Genomic DNA, 21,245 nt, shown 5'->3' on the forward strand with positions numbered 1-21,245 from the left:
GCCTGAAAGGATTCGTTATTTACCCATAATGAATGTTGCAAACGATTTGAAAATATCAATACTGAATGCCAATTTTAGAAGTGTATTGATACTTAAGAAAATAATAAAACACCCAACAAAAATCATTAAGGGCTTTTTCTTTACTTTATTAACTAACAAGGCAGCAAATGGAGCTGCAAATACCCCCCCAATAATAAGCCCTATAATCACTTGCCACAAACCTGGATCTAAGCCTGCAAAAACAATAAAGGTTAATGAACTTGCAAGCGCTACAAAAAATTCTGCAAGATTTACAGAGCCAATTGTGTAATTTATTGCACGTCCACTACTGATTAACGTAGATGTAACTATTGGCCCCCAGCCACCGCCACCAATACTATCCATAAATCCACCCAACAGTGCGAGTGGTGTAACTTTTGTAATTTTGTTTTTTGGTTGTGTTTTAGCTAAGGCTTTCCGCAAAACGATAATCCCTAATATCATGGTATAGATCATCGTAACAGGTCTGATATACTTTTTAACATCGTCTTCAGAAAAGAAAGTCCCCTTTTCTAGAAACGACAATACCAAAGCACCGAGAACTGCACCGATAATGCCTGGTACCAATAAGTTTCGGAACAGTTTCTTATTAACATTTCCAAATTTTAAATGCGACAAGCCAGATGCGCCTGTAGTAAATACTTCTGCAATGTGAATACTTGCACTTGCATTCATAGTGGTTACACCAATACTAACGAGGAAAGATGTAGCAGTTGCTCCGTATGCCATGCCTAATGCCCCGTCTACCATTTGAGCGAGTAAACCAACAAACAAATAACCAATTAAATCTTTATTGAAAATAGTGCCCAAAAAAGAAGTTACGCCTTCGTAGGTTTCTTGAGATGCACTATTCAATAGCCAAGTTATTCCAAATGCAATTATTAGCAATAGCCCCAATCCTAGTGCAAGGAATTTATAAATAGGATTTCGTTCATTGTCTTTATTTATTTCTTGTATTAGTTCTTCTTGCAAATTAGGGTCTGCCAATTCGTCTTCTAGCTGATTGATTTTATTATTTTCTTCCATATTAATTCTTTGCTGAAGTATCTTCTTTTTTTGTAAAATCTATTGTTTGGTTTATTGTCACACCAAATGTGTTGTAAGCATATATTTTTGAACTTGAGGATTGCTGTCCATAAATATTTTGATAATACATATTCGCACTTAACCCTTTTGTAAATTGATAACCTACTCCACCTGCCAGCCTATTTTGATCAAAGTTATTGAAAATATTTTTCCCGAAAGAAACAAACAACTCATTAAATGCAAAAAGGAAAACTGTCTTCTCTTTTATTTTGGTATTATTAAGTGGCAATGCGGCATAAATTTGATAGGCTAAACGAACGGAAAATGCTGATCCATTAACCAATACATCTTTTTTAGCATTCCGAATAAAACGCTCTTCAATTCTGTATCGGTGTTTAATTTCTACACGACCAACATTTTGTGTTACTGTCAATCGTTGCACCAACCTGTTTTCTGGACGCATAAAGTTTTGATATCCATTTAAGTATTGGCTTGATTCGAAATATGCATATCCTGCAAGTACATTAACTTTGGATGAGATTTGATAGGTTATAAATGGACGAACGTAATATTGAGCAACTTTATCCGCATAATTATGTGAACGATAGCCAATATCGAGCGATGCACTCCATTTTTTTGCAAATTGTCCCTTAATAACATATTGCGTCCAAATAAAATTATCGTGATAGATATTCTTTGATTGCGCAAATGAATCTACAGAAACAATAATTGCCATTAAAAGCAATATTTTTTTATACATGTCCAAAACTTATTACAAGTAATTAATCGGTAGAGAGTAAAGTTTAATCTCTACCGATTTAATGGACAAATGTATATCTACTTATAAAGAATCACAAACTATATTTTCATTAATTATGTTTTCGAATTAAAATAGATTGTTTTCATAAATCTAACAGCGAATAAATAATCTAAAATTGATGAGACTAATCTATTTTAATATTTATTTTAAGCTGTTCTGATTGGTTAAAATACATATCTAAATGTTGTTCCAAACGTTCTTTGATCACCCAATACACCTGCGTATAATCCATTATTACCACTTGCAGGCAATAATTGTTCGTAATAGTTTTTATTAAATACATTTCTTGACCAAACAAAAACAGTCAAACCTTTTGTTGCACGAAATCCTAAACGAGCATTGAATAATGAATAGCCATTGATATTTAAGTATTGAGATGGAGAAGGACTAGATGAAAACTTTGAGCGGTTAAAATTATCTACTGCAAAGAAATATTTACCTTCATTCGTTATTAATTTACCTGGCAATGCAATCTCTGCACCGATTGAACTTGCCCATTTAGAAATTCCTGGCAGAGTACTTCCTGATATATCTTTATAAGACACCTTAGAACCAGTCTCTTCCAATGGTAAAGGAGCATTCGTAAATTTCTGGTATATACCTTCAGTATATGAAAGCGCTCCATTAAATGACAAATATTTATTGACTTTAATATTACCATCTACTTCAAAACCACGTACGCGAACTTTTTCTGCATTTGCTAAATATCCTCTATTCACTCCAAGTTCCGGTGACTGAACATTCGCTTGATAATTTTTCACTTCCGTATCAAACAAGGCGAAATTCAATACAGCGTTTTTTGCTGGAGTTGTTTTGACACCGAATTCAAATTGGTTCGTATATTCTGGTTTAACAATAGCCAAACTCAAGTCTGCATTTCCGTTTTTATCCGTTGGTAATCCCCCAACATTTACACCTACTGGTTTGTACGCATTCGAATAGGTTACATAGGTATTTATGCTGTTATGAACTCTATATGAAACCGTCAAGTTTCCCGACAAGTTATTATTGGTTGCTTTCGTTGTGAAAGATTGATTTGAATACACTGATTTTTTTAATGCTAGAAGTGCAGGATCTGTTGTTTGCAAGCCGCCAAACGTTGTTCTATCATAATCTGCGTATTTATAATCATAATTATATCGCAAGCCAGGCAATACATGCAAGCGATTGGGAATGATAGACCAATCTACCTGTCCAAATACAGCTCCCGTAAATGAATTCAATGTTGAATTTGTATTCGCTCCATATCCGTTTAATAAAGCAGATGTCATACCTGTTTGACTTGCACTTGTTCTAGAAAATCTCCATTGATCTGAGCCAGACTCTTCTGTTCCAGTAGTTTTAACAGTTTGTCCCATTGCAAATAAACCAACCACACCACTCAATCGATTGGAAAGAGTTCCTGCATATCTAACTTCTTGTGATAGTTGTTGCTGTTTTGAAGGATTTTGAGATAAGGATATAGCATTTAATCCTGTAAAATCTCGATCGTTAGATGGGTCCCAATTCCAATAACGCCAAGCAGTTGTTGAAGTTAAAGTTCCCTTTCCAATTTTAGTGTCTACATTTAATGAAACACCTCCAAGGTCATTGTTTGAACGTGTATTCGTATTTTGATCTATCCTTCTATCAAAGGCGTTCAACGTTGGGAGTTTGTAATTTAAATCCGTTGCAATTGAATTGAATTGGCGATAATCTGACCGTTGGGTAGGAACAACACCAGCAGCAACTTGGGCATACCCATTGGGACGTTGACGAGTAGCATCTGCAATAAATGTAATTTTAACTCTCGAAGATGCATTATAAAGTAGTTGTGTTCTAAAACCTAAATTATTAATATCATTCACTTTTTGATCTGTAGCTTGATTGTAAATCAATCCATCACGTTGAGTTCCCGAAAATGACACTCTTGCTGCAAGCTTTTTACTCAAAGGTCCAGTGACAGATAATTTTGATTGTATATATCCAAAATTACCAAAACTTGTTTCAAAAACTCCTCCAGATTTAAAACTAGGTGCTTTAGAAATTACATTAAATGCTCCCGCTGTAGTGTTCTTTCCAAATAACGTTCCTTGTGGACCTCTTAAAACTTCAATACGCTCTACATCAATAAAATCCAACGTTGTAGCTGCGGGACGTGCATAATATACCCCATCCACATAATAACCAACACCGGGATCAAGTCCATCGTTTGTCAAGCCAAATGGAGATCCTAAACCCCTAATATTGAGACCTGTATTTCTAGGATTAGAAGAATACAATTGTACAGAAGGCACTAATTCTTTAATTCTATTTACATTAAAAGCACCTGCTTCTTCAACTTTTGTTCCTCCAATAACCGAAACTGGTATTGGAACATCTTGCATTGTTTCATCTCTCCGTCTTGAAGAAATTACAACTACAGCACTTTCAGTATCTGCATTTAAGTTAATTGTGAATAGCCCACCCACATTGTCTTTGTCTACGACAAATGTTTGTTCCTTATAACCCATGTAATTCACTAGAAATTTAACGGGTAATGGTCCAGTATAAATTAATGAAAAACTCCCATCTACATCAGTTTGAGTACCTATAAGTCCATCTTCTCTATTTACAATAGCACCAATTATTGATTCATTTGATGTTGTATCTAGGACTTTACCCTCAATAGTATATGATTCTGTCTGTGCAAAGCTACTAATCTGAATTTGCACAAATAAAATCACAGAAATGTATTTACTTAAACCTGTTACATAACCAATCTTATTGGATAATTGTAAATAATAATTAATTGTTTGTTTCATTTTTAATATCATTTAATATTAACTCTATATATATAGTAGACTAATTTTTTTAAATATTTTGAATTTTCATGATTAAATTCTATATTTCATACTATCTCTACCGATTTGATAGACAAAATAAGTCAGAATAAAATTAAGGTCAAAATATTTATTACAAAATATTTTTCTGTTCGAGCTGACTTAATGTTGTATTATCCAAAATTTCTATGGTTGCATCGCGAACTAGCAAAAATAAATTTCGTATTTCACAGGTTTTCTCATCTACGCACTCGTCACATCGCCTATATGCCATTTTACTGACACATGGAATTGGAGCTAAAGGACCATCAATAATTCGAACAACATGGCCAATAATTATTTCAGAGGGAGCTTTCCCAAGAAAATACCCTCCTTCTTTTCCTCTTTTACTCTGAAGTATACCCTGTTTTTTGAGTTCCAATAGTATCTGCTCTAAAAATTTTTTAGGAATCCCTTCGTTTTCGGAAATCTCAGCAATAAGTGTAACTCCCTTTAAATTATTTTTAGATAAATAAAGCAAGGCTTTTAGAGCGTATTTCGCTTTTTTGGATAACATATATGTATTGAAATGTCCTTTTATTTATATTCAAGTATAGCCATTTATAATTTTCGAACCAAAAAGATTGAAATAATCCAAAATAATACTTTCTAAATAGCGGAAAATTACGTAATTTTGACCTGCAAATAAGTAACCGAATATAAATTATTTGCGATGCTATCTGATTCATCTAAATTTGCAGGCGAAGCGTTAACCTACGACGACGTCCTATTAATCCCAGCCTATTCTGAGGTTCTCCCTCGCGATACGGACACTTCTACATATCTTACCAAAACTATTAAGTTAAATATTCCTCTCGTATCTGCAGCAATGGATACCGTTACGGAATATGAAATGGCTATTGCTATGGCGCATGAAGGAGGCTTAGGCTTTATTCATAAAAACATGTCTATTGAAAAGCAAGCAGAGCAAGTACGAAAAGTAAAGCGTTCTGAAAGCGCTCTAATCATGGACCCAATTGTGCTTCAAGATGATGCGCTTCTAAAAGATGCACTCAAAATCATGAAGGATTTTAAAATTGGAGGTATACCCGTTTTAGATAAAAATAAGAAATTAGTTGGTATACTAACCAATCGTGATTTGCGATTCCAAAAAAATGTAAATAAGCCTATCTCTAAAATTATGACCGCAGTTAATTTAATAACTGCGCCTGAAGGGATTGATTTGACAAAAGCCGAAGAAATTCTTCAAAAATATAAAATTGAGAAACTACCTGTTATTGACAAACAAGGGAAGTTAAAAGGACTTATTACGTATCGCGATATTCTTAAAAAGAAAGATCGTCCGATGGCATGTAAAGATGAGTTTGGTCGCTTGCGTGTTGGCGCTGCAGTTGGCGCAACAGCAGATGTGATGGAGCGGATCGAAGCACTTGTAAAGGCTGGCGTAGACGTTATAAGTATTGATACAGCGCACGGACATTCTAAGAATGTTATTGACGCTGTTCGCAACATTAAAAAGAAATTTAAAACATTGCAATTGATTGCAGGAAACGTAGCAACAGGTGACGCTGCAAAAGCATTAGCGGAAGCGGGTGCAGACGCCGTTAAGGTTGGCATTGGTCCTGGCTCTATATGCACCACTCGAATTATAGCAGGTGTAGGCGTACCGCAATTGTATGCTGTTTATGAATGTGCAAAAGCACTTCAAAAATATAAAATCCCAGTGATTGCAGATGGTGGGATTCGTTTTTCTGGAGATGTATGTAAAGCCATCGCTGCAGGTGCCAGTACCATAATGATCGGTTCGCTTGTTGCAGGTACTGAAGAAGCGCCAGGCGAAGTAATTATTTACGAAGGCAGAAAATATAAAACATACAGAGGTATGGGCTCTTTAGAAGCCATGGAAGACGGATCTAAAGATCGTTATTTTCAAGATGCGGAAGAGGATAGTAAAAAATTAGTACCTGAAGGTATTGTTGGAAGAATCGCTTATAAAGGCAAAGCTTATGAAGTTGTTTATCAACTTATAGGTGGTTTAAAAGCCGGCATGGGCTATTGTGGTGCTAAAAATATAGATGCCATGAAAAAAGCAAAATTTGTAAAAATCACGGCTGCAGGAGTAAAAGAAAGTCATCCACATGACGTTCAAATTACGCGCGAAGCACCTAATTACAGTAGTAGATAATCGTGCTATAAATATAGATCGTGAATTCAAAAAATCTCAGAAATAGTTATTTTCTTTTAGCAATCGTCAGCTGGTTATTAATACTAGCTGACGATATTGCTGTTATTGAATTCTCACAATCCTTCATACCATTATTTTTTTCGGATATTATATTGAATATCCTTTTAAGTACATTTTTCTTATTTACATTTCTAGGTTTTAAAGTAGATATTGGAACGAAGCGTACCGGCCATTTTAATGATTTATTATGGCAAGTTTTTATTACAGGTGCAATTACAGTCTTTATTTCCTTAATCATTAAATCTTTTGGTCTATTTAGTCAGAATACCATTTTCTTAAGTGATCCGCTTGTTTCCAATATTCTCTATCACGTAAATATTGGCATTATCACTATTTTCCTTGCCAATGGTTTCTATGTATGGAAAAAAATGATCTTGTATCAAAAATCAAATCGTACCAATATTGTATGGCATATATTTGAATACTTAACATTGCTAAGTGTAATCAGTAATTTCTTTTCATTTGATATATCCGACCCTGTTTTCTTAGCGTTTTCATCGCCATTAACAATCTTGGGTTTGATATCTGCGTTCAATTTAAAATGGGTGGCGTTTTTGAGTTACAAACAAAAATGGAGAAGTATCCTGTTGTTAAGTCTTATTGTAATCATCATTCTTTCTTTTTTAGAGCGTATCTATGAACATCACATTACAAGCAATCTATTAATAGATCTGGCTGAAAACGTTTTTATACAAGCTATTTTCGGGTTTATGTTGTTGAATTGTATTGTATCATTACTTGTACTGTTATTTAATCTACCAACGTCTTCTGTGTTTGAACAGAAATTTGGAGAAGTTATGCTTTTTCAAAAATTGCACCAATCACTTCAAGTTGGAGAAAAAGAAGAAGATATGTACGACATGCTTGTTACAAGCAGCATGACTACCGTTATGGCAGATGCTGCTTGGTTGGAAATAAGGGATAATAACGGTGGACTAAAAGCATTTAAAAATAAAGGGATTGATGAATACGATGTTTTTGAAATTAAAAAAGCATTGCGTAAAAATCAAATCAACATTACTTCAGAACCTCAATACATAAAAGATATCGTTGCTTACCAACACACAGATAAAATAAAACACCTTGGGTTTAAATCTTTTTTATTAATCCCATTGATGTCAAATAATCAACTGCTGGGAACCCTCGTTCTGTTAAAAAATCTGCACGATGGTTTTGATAAAGAAATGGTTGATATCATTTTTACTTTTGTTAGTCAAGCATCTATTTCCATAAAAAACTTCAGACTTATGTCTGATGCTATTCAAACAGAACGGTATCAAGAAGAGTTGAAAATTGCAAAAGATGTTCAGCGAAGTTTGTTGCCTACATCCATGTTTTTAAATATCTCAATTGAATTGAGTGTATATTCAAAAGGAGCCAAAGAAGTTGGTGGTGATTACTACGATTCGTATGAGTTATCTCCTACACGATTTGCAATCGCAATTGGTGACGTTTCAGGTCATGGTACAAGTGCTGCGTTCAATATGGCTCAAATGAAAGGTGTCTTTCAAAGTCTAGTAACACTTGATTTGCCAGTAGACGATTTTATGAATCATGCCAATAATGCTATTGGTCGCTGCCTTGAAAAAAAGAATTTTATCACCCTGAGTTTATTCGTAATAAATACCGAAAATCAAACAATTGAATATGCGCGAGCTGGTCACTGTCCAGCCATACTTATCGATAGCAAGGATCATAGTGCGTCTTTCTTAGACGGTAAAGGGTTAGGTTTAGGTTTAAGCAGAAATGGTACCTATAAAAAGCATATACATAAATACGATTTGTCGTATAAGTCAGGAGACATTCTTATTTTATATACAGACGGTTTAGTTGAGGCGCATAATGCTTCCAGAGATGAGTACGGGTATGAACGGTTAAAACAATTGGGAGTTGAAAATGCAACCTCTACTCCCAAACAGCTTGTGGACACAATCATTGAAAATGTGCAACATTTTAGTGGAAGTACCCAATTTGAAGATGATTGTACCCTTCTTATTTTAAAATTTAGTTAATTATAAAAATTTTTAATACATTATACATACCTAATTCAAGTTTATGCGTATAACAACTTTCAAGGAAAATGAATATTATATAATTGGAATAGAAGGAGATTTGGACGCAAGTTCAAGCATTCAGCTAGATCAAGCAATTGAAGAAGCCGTAACGAACAAAGAATCAAAATTAATTGTTGATTGTTCGCAATTAGAATATATTTCTTCTGCTGGTTTAGGTGTTTTTATGTCTTACATTCAAGATTTCCAAGAAAATAACATTTCACTTGTCTTATGTCACCTAAGCGAAAAGGTTCGGAATGTATTCCAAATCCTAGGATTAGATGAGCTTATTAAAATTGTAGAAACAAAAGAAGAAGCAAAAGCAATTGGACAATAAAATTAAAATAGCGCGCAATCCTGAAAACCTAAAATTGGTGCGAGATTTTGTTAGTACTACGCTCCAAAATATGTCTGTGCCTGCCCCTGAAATAAACATGATGGTTTTGGCAGTAGATGAGGTATGCGCAAATAGAATTCTACATACACCTGCCAATCAATCTGAAGCCGCTAACAATATTGAGCTTGAGATTCAACATGAAAACAATAATTTTACTTTTTTAATTAGAGATACAGGTGATCTATACGATATTAATTCGCATGAATCACCTGATATTAGAAAACTTATTGCTGAGAAACGCAAAGGTGGTATTGGTCTTTTATTGGTTAAAAAAATAATGGATTCGATCGAAATATCTAGATCCGAACCATATACCGTTTTATTATTGCGCAAAACGCTTAAGTTTGCATAAGCATTTTTTTACTTAACAAAAAACTCCTAATTTGTATTTGAATTAACGTCAGTTATACCATAACTACTATTAAAACGTTATACAGAGTATACATTTATTTTATCTAATCTGATTTATGAGATTACCTATTTGGATTGTCGCTGCTACATTTTCTAGCGTCCTAATCTATAGCTGTGCTACAGAAAAAACAGCAACATCTTCTTCCAAAACAACTACATCAGAATCCGAGCCTACGATTCTTAAAATAGGTAGCGAATCTATTTCCACAAAAGACTTCGCCTATGTCTATGATAAAAATAACGGCAAAAGTGCAGATGCATACACAAAAGCAAGTTTAGACGAATATCTAAATCTGTATACTAAATTTAAACTTAGAGTAATTGAAGCAGAATCGCTTGGCTTAGATACTACAGAAGCATTTAAGCAAGAACTAGCTGGCTACCAAAAACAATTGGCTCAGCCATACCTAACAGAGAAAGGTGTTACTGAAATGCTCGTAAAGCAGGCATACGATCGCATGAAAGAAGAAATAAGAGCAAGCCATATCTTGATTTTATGTAGTCCTGATGCCGACCCTAAAGACACGCTCATCGCCTTTAACAAAATCACTGCAATTAGAGATAAATTCACGAAAGGAGAAGATTTTGGTAAATTGGCTGCTGAATACTCTGAAGACCCTTCTGCAAAAAACAATAAAGGAGATTTAGGATACTTTACAGCGCTTTCAATGGTGTATGAATTTGAAGAGGCCGCATACGCTACTAAAGTAGGTTCCGTTTCCAAACCTGTTCGCACTAAGTTTGGTTATCATTTAGTACAAGTTGTTGACAGAAGACCTTCACAAGGACAGATTCATGTTGCGCACATAATGGCTCGATATAGCGAAGGCATGAGCAAAGCAGACTCGATTGCAGCAAAGGATAAAATCGAAGAGATCTATAAAGAATTACAATCAGGTGCCGACTGGAACGTATTGTGCAGTGAGTTTTCGGATGATGCCAACTCAAAAGCAAACGGAGGTGAACTACAATGGTTTTCTACAGGTAAAATGATCCCTTCTTTTGAAAATGCTGCCTATACATTAAACACTCCTGGTCAATATTCAAAACCAATATTAACACCGTATGGCTGGCATATTATAAAATTGATTGAACGCAAACCTCTAGGGACATTTGTAGAGTTAGAGCCAAGCATTCGTGCGAAAGTAACAAAAGATTCTCGTTCAGACTTGAATAAAAAAATGCTTATTGCTCGACTAAAAAAAGAAAACAGTTTCACTGAAAACTCGAAAGGTATTGATTATGCAATAAGCAAAGCAGACAGCAGTCTTCTTATTGGCAACTGGTCGTTTCAACAAAGTGATAAAAATAATATAACGGTATTTACCATTAATAAGGATAAATACACTGCGGAGGACTTTTTTGCGTACGTTTTTGAAAATCAACATGCAGTTAAAAATACGTCTCCTTCTACGTACATGAGAAATATATTGTATACAAATTTCGTAAATGCAAGTCTTATAGAATATGAAGAAGCCCATTTGCCTGAAAAATATGTAGACTACAAAATGCTTTCTAAAGAATATCACGATGGGATATTGTTATTCCAATTAATGGAAGAGAGGGTTTGGAATAAAGCCTCTACAGACACTGCTGGTTTGCGAAAATATTTCAACGCAAACAATTCAAAATATACGTGGGGAGAAAGAGCGCATGCATATATCTTTAGTGCAATCGACCAAGCTACATTAGACAAAGTTGCGGTTGATTCTAAATCAGCAAACTACCTCGTTAAAGAGCAATTGTTTGATAATATTAGCTTCAATAAAAATGTTGCTGCTATCAATACAGCTGGCAAAGCTCAATTAAACAAAGCTATCGCATTACTTAGAAAAGACAAACAATATAGCCTAACCATTAATCTTAGTAAAGATCAAAGTGAGAACGCTTCCATATTGGCGCATAGAAAAGATTCAATAGTAGCGTTCATTCGCAATGCAGGTGTTTCTGAAGAGAAAATAGTGTTTACGTATGCAGCTAACCCACCAGCACGTAAAACAGAAGCTCAACGTCAAGCAGATCGCTTTGCAAACTTGCAATTGTTTACTACTTCAAAAAAATACTTAGAAACGAAATACAATTCTAAAACGCCATTAACATTGCAAGTAACAGAAGGCATGTTTGGAAAAAACGAAAACGAATTGATTAACAAGTGTTCTTGGATGGAAGGTAATTGCACGTTCGTGCACAATAATAGAAATTACTTAATTGTTATTGACCGCATTGAACAACCTAGAAATAAAACATTTGAAGAGTCTAGAGGATTGGTAATATCAGACTATCAAGGATATTTAGAATCTGAATGGATAAAAGAATTAAAACTCAAATACCCCGTAGAGATAAATCAAACAGAACTTCAAAAATTGGTTAAATAAATAAAAAAGGGCTTAGGCCCTTTTTTATTTATTTAACCAATTTAAGCTCGTATTTATACGGATTCATCTTGTTTCATTATACAGTATTAGGACAAGCCATCGTTTATAAATATATTTACAGTACCGATTTAGCGCCAATAATTCATGCTTTTAAGAATCATTACCCTTTTTGTAGTATTTATTACTCAATTCTATAGTGTCAACGCCCAACAGGTCATTGATAAAATAGTTGCAAAAGTTGACAATCAAATTGTACTTAAATCTGAAGTTGAGATTTCATATTTGCAATTTATGCGTAGTCCAGAAGCGCAGATGATGCAAACTCCAGATGACGTTAAATGCCGTGTCCTTGAAACACTCGTTATAAATAAAATGATGCTTGCAAGAGCAGTTATGGATTCTGTAACAGTAGAAAAAGATATTATATACGAGCAAATTGACCGCAGAATGGATTACTTCATTCAACAATTTGGCACAGTTGCTAAATTAGAAAGCTACTATAACAAAACAATAGATCAACTAAAGGAGGAATTGTATCCTCAGATTAGAGATCAAATGGTGACAGAAAAAATGCAAAGCACCATTACAGCTGGCGTTAAAATTACCCCTAGCGATGTAAAGAAATTTTACAAAAAATTGCCAGCAGATTCTCTTCCCTATTTTTCTTCTGAGGTTGAAATTGGGCAAATTGTGCGCTTGCCAGAAATCAACAGAAATGATCAGTTAAAATTCAAACAAAAATTAGAAGAGATTCGTGCACGTATTGCAAATGGTGAAGACTTCTGTCGTTTGGCAAAACAATTTTCTCAAGATGTGGTATCTGCAAAAAATTGCGGAGAAATTGGATTCTTTAAAAAAGGTGAGCTCGTTCCTGAATACGAAGCTGCTGCAAGTAGACTGCAAATCGGCCAAACTTCTCCTGTTATTGAATCTCAATTTGGATTTCACATCATTCAATTGATTGAACGCAGAGGCGTTGAATATAATACGCGGCACATTTTAATTAAAGCAGAATCGAGTTCAAAAGATTTAGTATACCCTGCAGAATTTCTAGATTCACTCCGACATAAAATAATTATTGATAGCATTTCCTTTGCTAAAGCTGCAAAACTATATTCTTCTGATAAACAAACAGCATTTAATGGAGGTATGTTTACAGATCCTCAAACCGGAAGCACGCGCATCGCACAAGAAGATTTACAACCGGCAATATTTTTTGTAATTGACACCATGAAAGTGGGCGAAATTTCAATGCCGACAAAATTTACAATGGAAGATGGTACAGAAGCAGTACGGATTATCTATTACCAAAAGAAAGTGCCGGCTCACCAAGCCAACTTAAAAGATGATTATCAAAAAATTTATTCTGCTGCCTTAGAAGAAAAAAGAAACAACGCAGTGAACGAATGGTTCGATAAAACCAAAGCAAAGGTCTTTATTGATATCGACGATGAATATCAGCAATGTGAACTAATGATTACGCAATAACATGGCAACAAACCAAAACGATGTTGAATTAGCCAATGAAATGCATGCGGCTTATCACAAACTTTTTTCAGAAATTAAAAAAGTAATAATTGGGCAAGATGAAACTGTTCGCCAAGCCTTAACTGCTATATTTTGCCAAGGCCATTGCCTACTTGTAGGCGTACCTGGCTTAGCAAAAACACTTTTAATCAATACTATTGCAACTACGTTGAAACTGAGTTACAAGCGTATTCAATTTACACCAGATCTAATGCCAAGTGATATACTTGGGTCTGAAACACTAGATAACAACAGAAACTTCGTATTCAATAAAGGCGCCATCTTTGCGAACATTGTATTGGCAGATGAGATCAATAGAACGCCGCCTAAAACCCAAGCGGCTTTATTAGAAGCAATGCAAGAGTATTCTGTTACCGTTGCCGGCCACACGTATCCCCTACAAAAACCCTTCTTTGTTTTGGCTACTCAAAATCCGATTGAACAAGAAGGCACCTACCCTCTTCCTGAAGCGCAACTTGATCGTTTTATGTTTAATCTTATTTTAGATTATCCAGATTATGCATCAGAAGTTGAAATTGTAAAAAACACAACCTCTGGCGTTACAAAAACATTAGAGTCCATAATAGACGCAGAGAAAATTCTTCAATACCAACAACTTGTTCGTCGAGTACCTGTGCCTGACAATGTAATTGAATATGCAGTGAAGCTTGTTCATAAAACACGTAAAGACGGCGCTGACGCACATGAATGGACGAAGAAGTACTTGGATTGGGGTGCAGGACCAAGAGCATCTCAGAATTTAATTATAGCAGCTAAATGTGCAGCGCTTTTGAATGGAAAATATTCGCCAGATATAGAAGACGTACAAGCAGTAGCATTACCAGTGCTTCGTCATAGAATTGTACGCAATTTCAAAGCAGAAGCGGAAGGAATAACAACCGATGATATCATTAAAAAACTGTTATAGTAGGCTTAAAGCCTAAAGCTTAAAGTGACTTCTTAATACTCTTGTTCTAAAAAAAACAAAAACAGTTAATTTGGAATTAAAAAAATTCTGAAATAACTGTTTTTTTTATACTTAATACTTTGTACTTAGTACTTCATACTTTCTTATGGCTCTCGAAATTGAACGCAAATTCCTAGTTGATCATTCACAATGGAATACGTTAAAAAAACCACTTCCTAATTATTTCATCCAAGGATACCTGCACAGCGAACCAGGCAAGACCATTCGTGTGCGCGCCACAAACTTCAAAGGATTTATAACAATTAAAGGTAAAAGCACTGCAGACGGCTTGTCACGTAGCGAATTTGAATACGAAATACCGAAACAGGAAGCGCTTGAATTATTATCTACTTTTACAGAAAAAACAATTGAAAAAAATAGATACGAAATACGATTCGAAGGGAATCTTTGGGAGGTAGACGTGTTTGAAGGTGATAATGCAGGCTTGATTGTCGCAGAAATTGAATTAGAAAGCGCAGAACAATCCTTTAAGAAACCGGATTGGGTGGTTGAGGAAGTAACGTCTGACTTTAGATATTTTAATTCTGCTTTGATTGAAAAGCCTTTTAAAGATTGGATATAAAAATCTATTTAAACTTAAATTGAACGTTTTTTAGTAAAACGTCTCGTGAAATCATTCATCCAACACACGTATCTCTGTTCTTCTATTCATAGCTTTGTTCGGCGCACTATCGTTAGGCGCAATAGGCTTATACTCGCCATAACCTTTAGCTTGCACACGCTTTGGATCAAGGCCCATTTTTATCAGATAATTCATTACAGACTCAGATCGGTGTTGTGACAATATTAAATTATCCTTCGCATCGCCATCGCTATCTGTATGGCCTGCAATTTCAATTTTCATATTGGAATTCATCATCAATGTGTTGTATAAATTATCAATCGCATAGGTGCATTCAGGCTTGATATCCCATTTATTCACATCAAAATAGACATTGTCTAAGGTAAACATTCGAGCATAATCTCGAATGAGTTTTATGCGTATTTCTTGATCAAAAGAATACCGACCTTTCTCAATGGTCAATGTCAAGAGTTCAACTATTGGAAAATCTGTCCTAAATTTATAGACGACCATATTGTATGACTTTCCTTCTGGCAACAACATATAATATTTTCCTGAAACATCACTCATGCCTTCTTTTACTAAGGATTTGTCTGTTGCAGTAATTACAAGACGCGCATTTTCAATGGGTACACTATCCAAATCCGTAATGATAAAATTTACCAATACAGAATCCTCAGAAGACTTGAGGGTATTGACGATTTGTGCATTGCTTGAAATCGAATAAAAAAGAATAAAAAAAACGACGTATATGTATTTGTTCACCATACTATATAGTATTTAAAATAAGGTCGTTAGCAATTATCAGTACAATAAATAACACAACAACTATTAATAAATACGATTAACGAAGTGTTTAGTAAGCATTTCTACTAAGCTTTTTTGTCATTCGAGCCATAAAATACCCATCCCCGCCTTGTGATGGATAAATCGTTTGTTTCTTTTCCAATTCGAATTGACCATTCAGGGCTAAAAAGGCGTCTATTTGCTTATCATTTTCTGAAGGTAAAATACTGCACGTTGCATACACCAGTACACCTCCAGATTTAACCATCATAGAATACTCTTGAAGAATTTCTTGTTGTATTTTTATAAGCGCTTCAACTCGATTTTTAGATAATTTCCATTTATCATCGGGATTTCTACGCAGTACACCAATTCCACTGCAGGGCACATCTAACAGTACATAATCTGCTGAATTTTTCAAGGATGCTATGGTGTTGCTTACAATGGATTTCGTTTTAATAATGTCAATTCCTGCACGTACTGCTCTACGCTCTAATTCTTTCAATTTAAAGCCTTCAATATCCATTGAAATAATTTGGCCTTTGTTTTTCATGAGCGCAGCTATATGCAATGTCTTACCACCTGCTCCAGCACAAGCATCGATTACTTTTGCATTGGGTCTTGGATTTAAATAATGAGCAATTTCTTGAGAGCCCACATCTTGTACTTCATACATGCCATTTAAAAAAGATACCAAACGTTGTAATGGTTTGCGTGCATCTAGTTTGAGTGTTTCTGAAAAATCGCCGAACGGCTTTACAGCTACATCTTCTTTTTCTAAAACCTCAATTAATTTATTCGAGCTGATTTTTAATGTATTTGCTCGAATAAAAACGTCTGCTTCTTTATTTAAAAAAGTTATTTCTTTCTCCCAAACGTCTTCCCCCAATTCAGTCACTGCTAGCGTATCCATCCAATCTGGTATAGCGTTCTCAACAGTCCGAATCACCGCTGCCTCAGCAACGCGTACTTTATATTGAACATCATCTATAGGCGTTGGTAAAGGTGTCTTTAAATCCTCTCCATAAGTTTCGAGTAAATAAATTGAAAGCACGTGCTCAAAACAAGTTGTATCTTGTTCGGTTACGTTAGCAATAAAAAGATATTTCTTCCACCAACGCACAATGCTGTATATTGAGCTTGCAATAAATCGTCTGTCCCTAGATCCCCATTTTGGATTGCTTTGCAACACATTTCGAACAACATCATCCGCATGCTTGCCCTCGACGAAAATCTTTTTCAACGAATCTATAACCGATGCAATGATATTTGGATGGAGTTTCATAAATAATAAAAAGGTATACTACACAAAGGCGTAACAATAAGTATACCATCCCATAACAACATGCTTGGAGTAATGGTTACAATATTTTTAATTCGAATGAAAAATATAATGGCAATCAATTGTAGGGAGGTAGCTAGCTTAAATGCAAAATTGATTTCAATATAGATTAATTGTATGCCAATAATTAAAACAAAAAAATTACATAATAAAGTCAGGTTTGTATAGCCGATTGTTTTGCCAACCAAGTTGAGTGACCCTGTGTTTAATTTTTCTGTATATAAATCTCTATACTCAAACAATTGAGATATCAATGCAAATAAGCAAAACCGAATCAACACAAATAACGCTGCATTGCCTTCAAACGTCAACGTTGACTTGGTAAGTGGAAGTATTACGGTTATAACCGTCCATACAAATGCAAGTACAAGGCTTTTAAGTAACGAATAGTTATTGGTAATAATAAGACCTCGCTTATTTACGAATGCAATCACACTTTCATACAATATCCAGATTACACCAGCTGCCATTAATACTTCCCACTGAAGCAGCGAAAAATAATAAACACTAAAAAAAACACATCCGAGGAATCCAACTAGAGTGAAAAATACAACATGATAGTAGTGTTTCTTTGCCCAACTTGTCAATTCGGTTGTTTTCTTATTCGAATTTATGGACAACAGCGTATGTGCATTGTAGGCAAACAGCGTTGCAGTTGCAGAAAAACATGCGAATGGATAAAAGGCTATAGGAATAGAAAAGTAAACAACACATTCCATCGTCAGTAGCAATGCAATCAGTGCCAACCAAAGATGAAGATATAGAATATGCTTTCCCATTTGCGTGTATAAAAAAAGAGTCACGCTTTTGGCGTGACTCTTTAATTGTAATAAGTATAATTAGTTGCTCAATGCTTCTGCACCACCAACAATTTCTAATATCTCTTTTGTAATCGCGGCCTGACGAGAACGGTTATACGTTAATTTCAATGCTTTTAACATTTCTTTTGCATTTTCTGTAGCTTTTTCCATTGCTGTCATACGTGCGCCATGTTCAGATGCATTCGATTCCAATACAAATTTGTAGAATTGAATCTTCAATGATTTGGGAATCAATTCTTTTACTATCTCAACCTTAGATGGTTCAAATATATAATCTACCTCTGATTCTACTTTTGAAATGAAAGAAGTTGGCTCACTTTTAACAGGTAAGAATTGTTCTGTACGAATAATTTGTGTTGCCACATTTTTGAATTCATTGTACACAACATCTACTCGATCATAAGCGCCTTCAACAAATGCGTTCATTACGTATTCAGATGCAGCACGAACAGTCTCAAAGCTAAGATTCAGAAACAAACCTTGATATTTCAAATTTGTTGATTCGCCACGTTTGGTCATTGCTTCGCCCCCCTTCTTACCTATGCATAAAAAGTCTACACTTTTATTTGCATATAATTCGGGATATGTTTCTTCAACAAACGCTATGGATCTCTTAACCACATTTGAGTTAAACGCACCTGCCAAACCTCTATCTGAAGTAACAACTACAACCAATGCTCTTTTTATTTCTCGTTCTTCTGCATAGACATTTTCTGAAGCATTTTCAAGTGATGCAGAAATGTTTTGTAGAATACCGTTTAACTTTACAGCATACGGACGAATTTTCATTGCTCTATCTTGAGCTCTTCGCAATTTAGCAGCAGATACCATTTTCATGGCCTTTGTTATCTGCTGTGTAGAATTTACAGAAGTTATTCGATTTCGTACCTCTTTTAAGCTAGGCATAACTTATTTAGAATATTTTACAGCAACTTCTTTTGCTACTTTTTTCAATACTTCAGTAACTGCGTCGTCTATTTTACCAGACTTGATTTCTTTCAATGTGTCTTTATAAGACGTTCTTAATGTGCTTAAGAATTCTTTTTCAAAATCACGCACTTTGTTAACTAATACTGTATCCATGAAGCCGTTGTTAGAAACATAAATTGTCGCTACTTGTTCTTCAACAGCTACAGGGGAGAAAGCCGCTTGTTTTAATATTTCAAGGTTTCTTCTACCACGTTCAATTGTTAGTTTAGTAGATGCATCCAAATCAGAACCAAACTTAGCAAATGCTTCCAATTCTCTGAATTGTGCTTGATCTAATTTCAATGTACCAGCAACTTTTTTCATTGATTTAATCTGTGCATTACCACCTACACGAGATACCGAGATACCTACGTTAATAGCTGGACGAACACCCGAGTTAAATAAATTGATTTCCAAGAATATTTGACCATCCGTAATAGAAATTACGTTTGTAGGAATATACGCAGAAACGTCACCCGCTTGTGTTTCAATGATTGGCAATGCAGTTAATGAACCGCCACCTTTTACAACACCTTTTAAAGAATCTGGCAAATCATTCATCGCTGCTGCAATAGCATCCGACTTATTGATTTTTGCAGCTCTTTCTAATAAACGGCTGTGAAGATAAAATACATCTCCTGGATATGCTTCACGTCCTGGAGGTCTTCTTAATAAAAGAGAAACTTCACGGTATGCAACTGCTTGTTTTGATAAATCATCATAAACAACCAATGCAGGACGACCTGTGTCACGGAAATATTCACCAACTGCAGCGCCTGTAAATGGAGCAAAATATTGCATTGGAGCTGGATCAGATGCAGTAGCAGCAACTACTACTGTATATGCCATTGCGCCATATTTTTCAAGCGTACCAACAATACCTGCAATGGTAGATGCTTTTTGACCACATGCTACATAGATACAGAATACAGGCTCGCCTCTATCGTAAAATTCTTTTTGATTGATAATTGCATCCAATGCAACCGTTGTTTTACCAGTCTGACGGTCACCGATAATTAACTCACGTTGACCACGACCAATCGGAATCATTGCATCAATTGCTTTGATACCTGTTTGTAAAGGTTCTGTTACTGGCTGACGATAAATAACACCTGGAGCTTTACGTTCCAATGGCATTTTATATAATTCACCCGTGATTGGACCTTTACCATCGATTGGATTTCCAAGTGTATTTACTACACGACCCAACATGCCTTCGCCTACATTTACGAATGCAATTTGTTTCGTTCTTTTAACTGTAGAACCTTCTTTGATAGCACTGTATTCACCTAATAAAACGGCACCAACATTATCTTCTTCAAGATTCAATACCATTCCTTTTAAGCCACCTTCGAATTCTAATAATTCCCCAGCTTGAGCCTTTGTAAGGCCGTAAATACGAGCAACACCATCACCCACTTGAAGAACTGTACCAACTTCTTCTAATTGAGCTTCTGTCAAGGAATTGGATAACTGCTGTCTTAATACTGCAGATACCTCATCTGGTCTAACGTCTAGCATATATGATAATACTTAGTGATTTATAACTTGTTCTGTAAAATTTTTCTTTATTGTCTGCAGTTTTGTGCGAACAGATTCATCAACTTGTAAATCATCCATTCTCAATACAAAACCACCCAAAATAGATTCATCTATTTTTTCAACCAATTCAACAACATTCGCTTTTGAAGCCATGATTGATTTGAAATTAGCACGTTGGTCGTCTGTAATAGCTTGAGTAGTTGTAACCTCAACAATTTTAATACCCAACTTCTCACGGTATTGTTTTTGAAATTCTGAAGAAATTTCAAAAACTACATTTTCTCTATGCTTGTTTGTAAGTAATGTCAATAATGACATTGTAAACGGGCTAACTTTCGTTCCGAATAATGCGCGCAAAATTCCAGCTTTTTTATCCGTTTGGATAATCGGATTTTTCATAACGCTAGCCAATTCATGATTCTGTTTAAATACAGATTCAATACCAGCCATGTCGCCATTTACTTGGTCTAAAACTCCTTTTTCCGCTGCAAGATCTACCAGCGATTTTGCATATCGATATGCTACTCTCGTTTCTTTCAT

Annotated in this window: 18 protein-coding genes; 8 read left to right on the forward strand and 10 right to left on the reverse strand. The window is 35.1% G+C overall.

Going from position 1 to position 21,245, the window contains the following annotated elements; translation table 11 throughout:
• Positions 1–15 precede the first annotated feature (15 nt).
• From Q0543_RS06855 to Q0543_RS06870, 4 genes are all read right to left on the reverse strand, one after another.
• Positions 16–1,065, reverse strand: a complete 1,050-nt coding sequence (locus tag Q0543_RS06855; protein ID WP_299250693.1) for a sulfite exporter TauE/SafE family protein — start codon at positions 1,063–1,065, stop codon at positions 16–18.
• 1 nt (position 1,066) lies between these two features.
• Complete coding sequence (locus tag Q0543_RS06860) at positions 1,067–1,825, reverse strand: DUF2490 domain-containing protein (protein WP_299250695.1); 759 nt, start codon at positions 1,823–1,825, stop codon at positions 1,067–1,069.
• A 224-nt stretch (positions 1,826–2,049) separates the two neighbouring features.
• A complete protein-coding gene (locus Q0543_RS06865) occupies positions 2,050–4,668 on the reverse strand; it encodes a TonB-dependent receptor (protein WP_299250697.1) in 2,619 nt (872 codons plus the stop codon).
• Between the two features lie 151 nt (positions 4,669–4,819).
• Positions 4,820–5,242 (reverse strand): Rrf2 family transcriptional regulator, encoded by a 423-nt coding sequence (locus Q0543_RS06870; RefSeq protein WP_299250699.1) that lies wholly within the window; start codon positions 5,240–5,242, stop codon positions 4,820–4,822.
• 156 nt (positions 5,243–5,398) lie between these two features.
• Between Q0543_RS06870 and guaB the strand changes: the two genes are divergently transcribed.
• The 8 genes from guaB (at position 5,399) to Q0543_RS06910 (ending at position 15,245) form a co-directional block, all read left to right on the forward strand.
• Positions 5,399–6,871 (forward strand): IMP dehydrogenase, encoded by a 1,473-nt coding sequence (gene guaB / locus Q0543_RS06875; protein WP_299250701.1) that lies wholly within the window; start codon positions 5,399–5,401, stop codon positions 6,869–6,871.
• A 20-nt stretch (positions 6,872–6,891) separates the two neighbouring features.
• Entirely contained in the window at positions 6,892–8,943 is a 2,052-nt protein-coding gene (locus Q0543_RS06880) for a GAF domain-containing SpoIIE family protein phosphatase (RefSeq protein WP_299250703.1), read from the forward strand.
• A 43-nt stretch (positions 8,944–8,986) separates the two neighbouring features.
• On the forward strand, positions 8,987–9,322 hold the full coding sequence (locus tag Q0543_RS06885) for an STAS domain-containing protein (protein ID WP_299250705.1): 336 nt from the start codon (positions 8,987–8,989) through the stop codon (positions 9,320–9,322).
• Positions 9,312–9,734: an ATP-binding protein gene (locus Q0543_RS06890; RefSeq protein WP_299250707.1), complete on the forward strand. Its 423-nt coding sequence runs from the start codon at positions 9,312–9,314 to the stop codon at positions 9,732–9,734. The genes Q0543_RS06885 and Q0543_RS06890 overlap by 11 nt, the downstream gene beginning before the upstream one ends.
• 115 nt (positions 9,735–9,849) lie before the next feature.
• Positions 9,850–12,168: a peptidylprolyl isomerase gene (locus Q0543_RS06895; RefSeq protein WP_299250708.1), complete on the forward strand. Its 2,319-nt coding sequence runs from the start codon at positions 9,850–9,852 to the stop codon at positions 12,166–12,168.
• A 144-nt stretch (positions 12,169–12,312) separates the two neighbouring features.
• Positions 12,313–13,656 carry a peptidylprolyl isomerase gene (locus Q0543_RS06900; protein ID WP_299250709.1) on the forward strand — a complete coding sequence of 448 codons (1,344 nt, stop codon included), beginning with the start codon at positions 12,313–12,315 and terminating at the stop codon, positions 13,654–13,656.
• 1 nt (position 13,657) lies between these two features.
• On the forward strand, positions 13,658–14,623 hold the full coding sequence (locus tag Q0543_RS06905; RefSeq protein WP_299250711.1) for a MoxR family ATPase: 966 nt from the start codon (positions 13,658–13,660) through the stop codon (positions 14,621–14,623).
• 145 nt (positions 14,624–14,768) lie between these two features.
• Positions 14,769–15,245, forward strand: a complete 477-nt coding sequence (locus Q0543_RS06910) for a CYTH domain-containing protein (RefSeq protein WP_299250713.1) — start codon at positions 14,769–14,771, stop codon at positions 15,243–15,245.
• Between the two features lie 51 nt (positions 15,246–15,296).
• On the opposite strand, the gene Q0543_RS06915 is transcribed toward Q0543_RS06910, so the two are convergent.
• The 6 genes from Q0543_RS06915 to atpH form a co-directional block, all read right to left on the reverse strand.
• Positions 15,297–16,013: an OmpA family protein gene (locus Q0543_RS06915; protein ID WP_299250715.1), complete on the reverse strand. Its 717-nt coding sequence runs from the start codon at positions 16,011–16,013 to the stop codon at positions 15,297–15,299.
• 88 nt (positions 16,014–16,101) lie between these two features.
• Positions 16,102–17,316, reverse strand: coding sequence for an RsmB/NOP family class I SAM-dependent RNA methyltransferase (locus Q0543_RS06920; RefSeq protein ID WP_299250717.1), 1,215 nt, complete (start codon positions 17,314–17,316; stop codon positions 16,102–16,104).
• Positions 17,313–18,152: a hypothetical protein gene (locus tag Q0543_RS06925; protein WP_299250719.1), complete on the reverse strand. Its 840-nt coding sequence runs from the start codon at positions 18,150–18,152 to the stop codon at positions 17,313–17,315. The genes Q0543_RS06920 and Q0543_RS06925 overlap by 4 nt, the downstream gene beginning before the upstream one ends.
• 60 nt (positions 18,153–18,212) lie before the next feature.
• Complete coding sequence (gene atpG / locus Q0543_RS06930; protein WP_299250721.1) at positions 18,213–19,100, reverse strand: ATP synthase F1 subunit gamma; 888 nt, start codon at positions 19,098–19,100, stop codon at positions 18,213–18,215.
• A gap of 3 nt (positions 19,101–19,103) precedes the next feature.
• Positions 19,104–20,684, reverse strand: a complete 1,581-nt coding sequence (atpA, locus tag Q0543_RS06935; RefSeq protein WP_299250722.1) for a F0F1 ATP synthase subunit alpha — start codon at positions 20,682–20,684, stop codon at positions 19,104–19,106.
• A 12-nt stretch (positions 20,685–20,696) separates the two neighbouring features.
• Positions 20,697–21,245: an ATP synthase F1 subunit delta gene (gene atpH, locus Q0543_RS06940; RefSeq protein ID WP_299250724.1), complete on the reverse strand. Its 549-nt coding sequence runs from the start codon at positions 21,243–21,245 to the stop codon at positions 20,697–20,699.

This window comes from uncultured Cytophaga sp. (genome assembly GCF_937863595.1).
Taxonomy (GTDB): domain Bacteria; phylum Bacteroidota; class Bacteroidia; order Cytophagales; family Cytophagaceae; genus Cytophaga.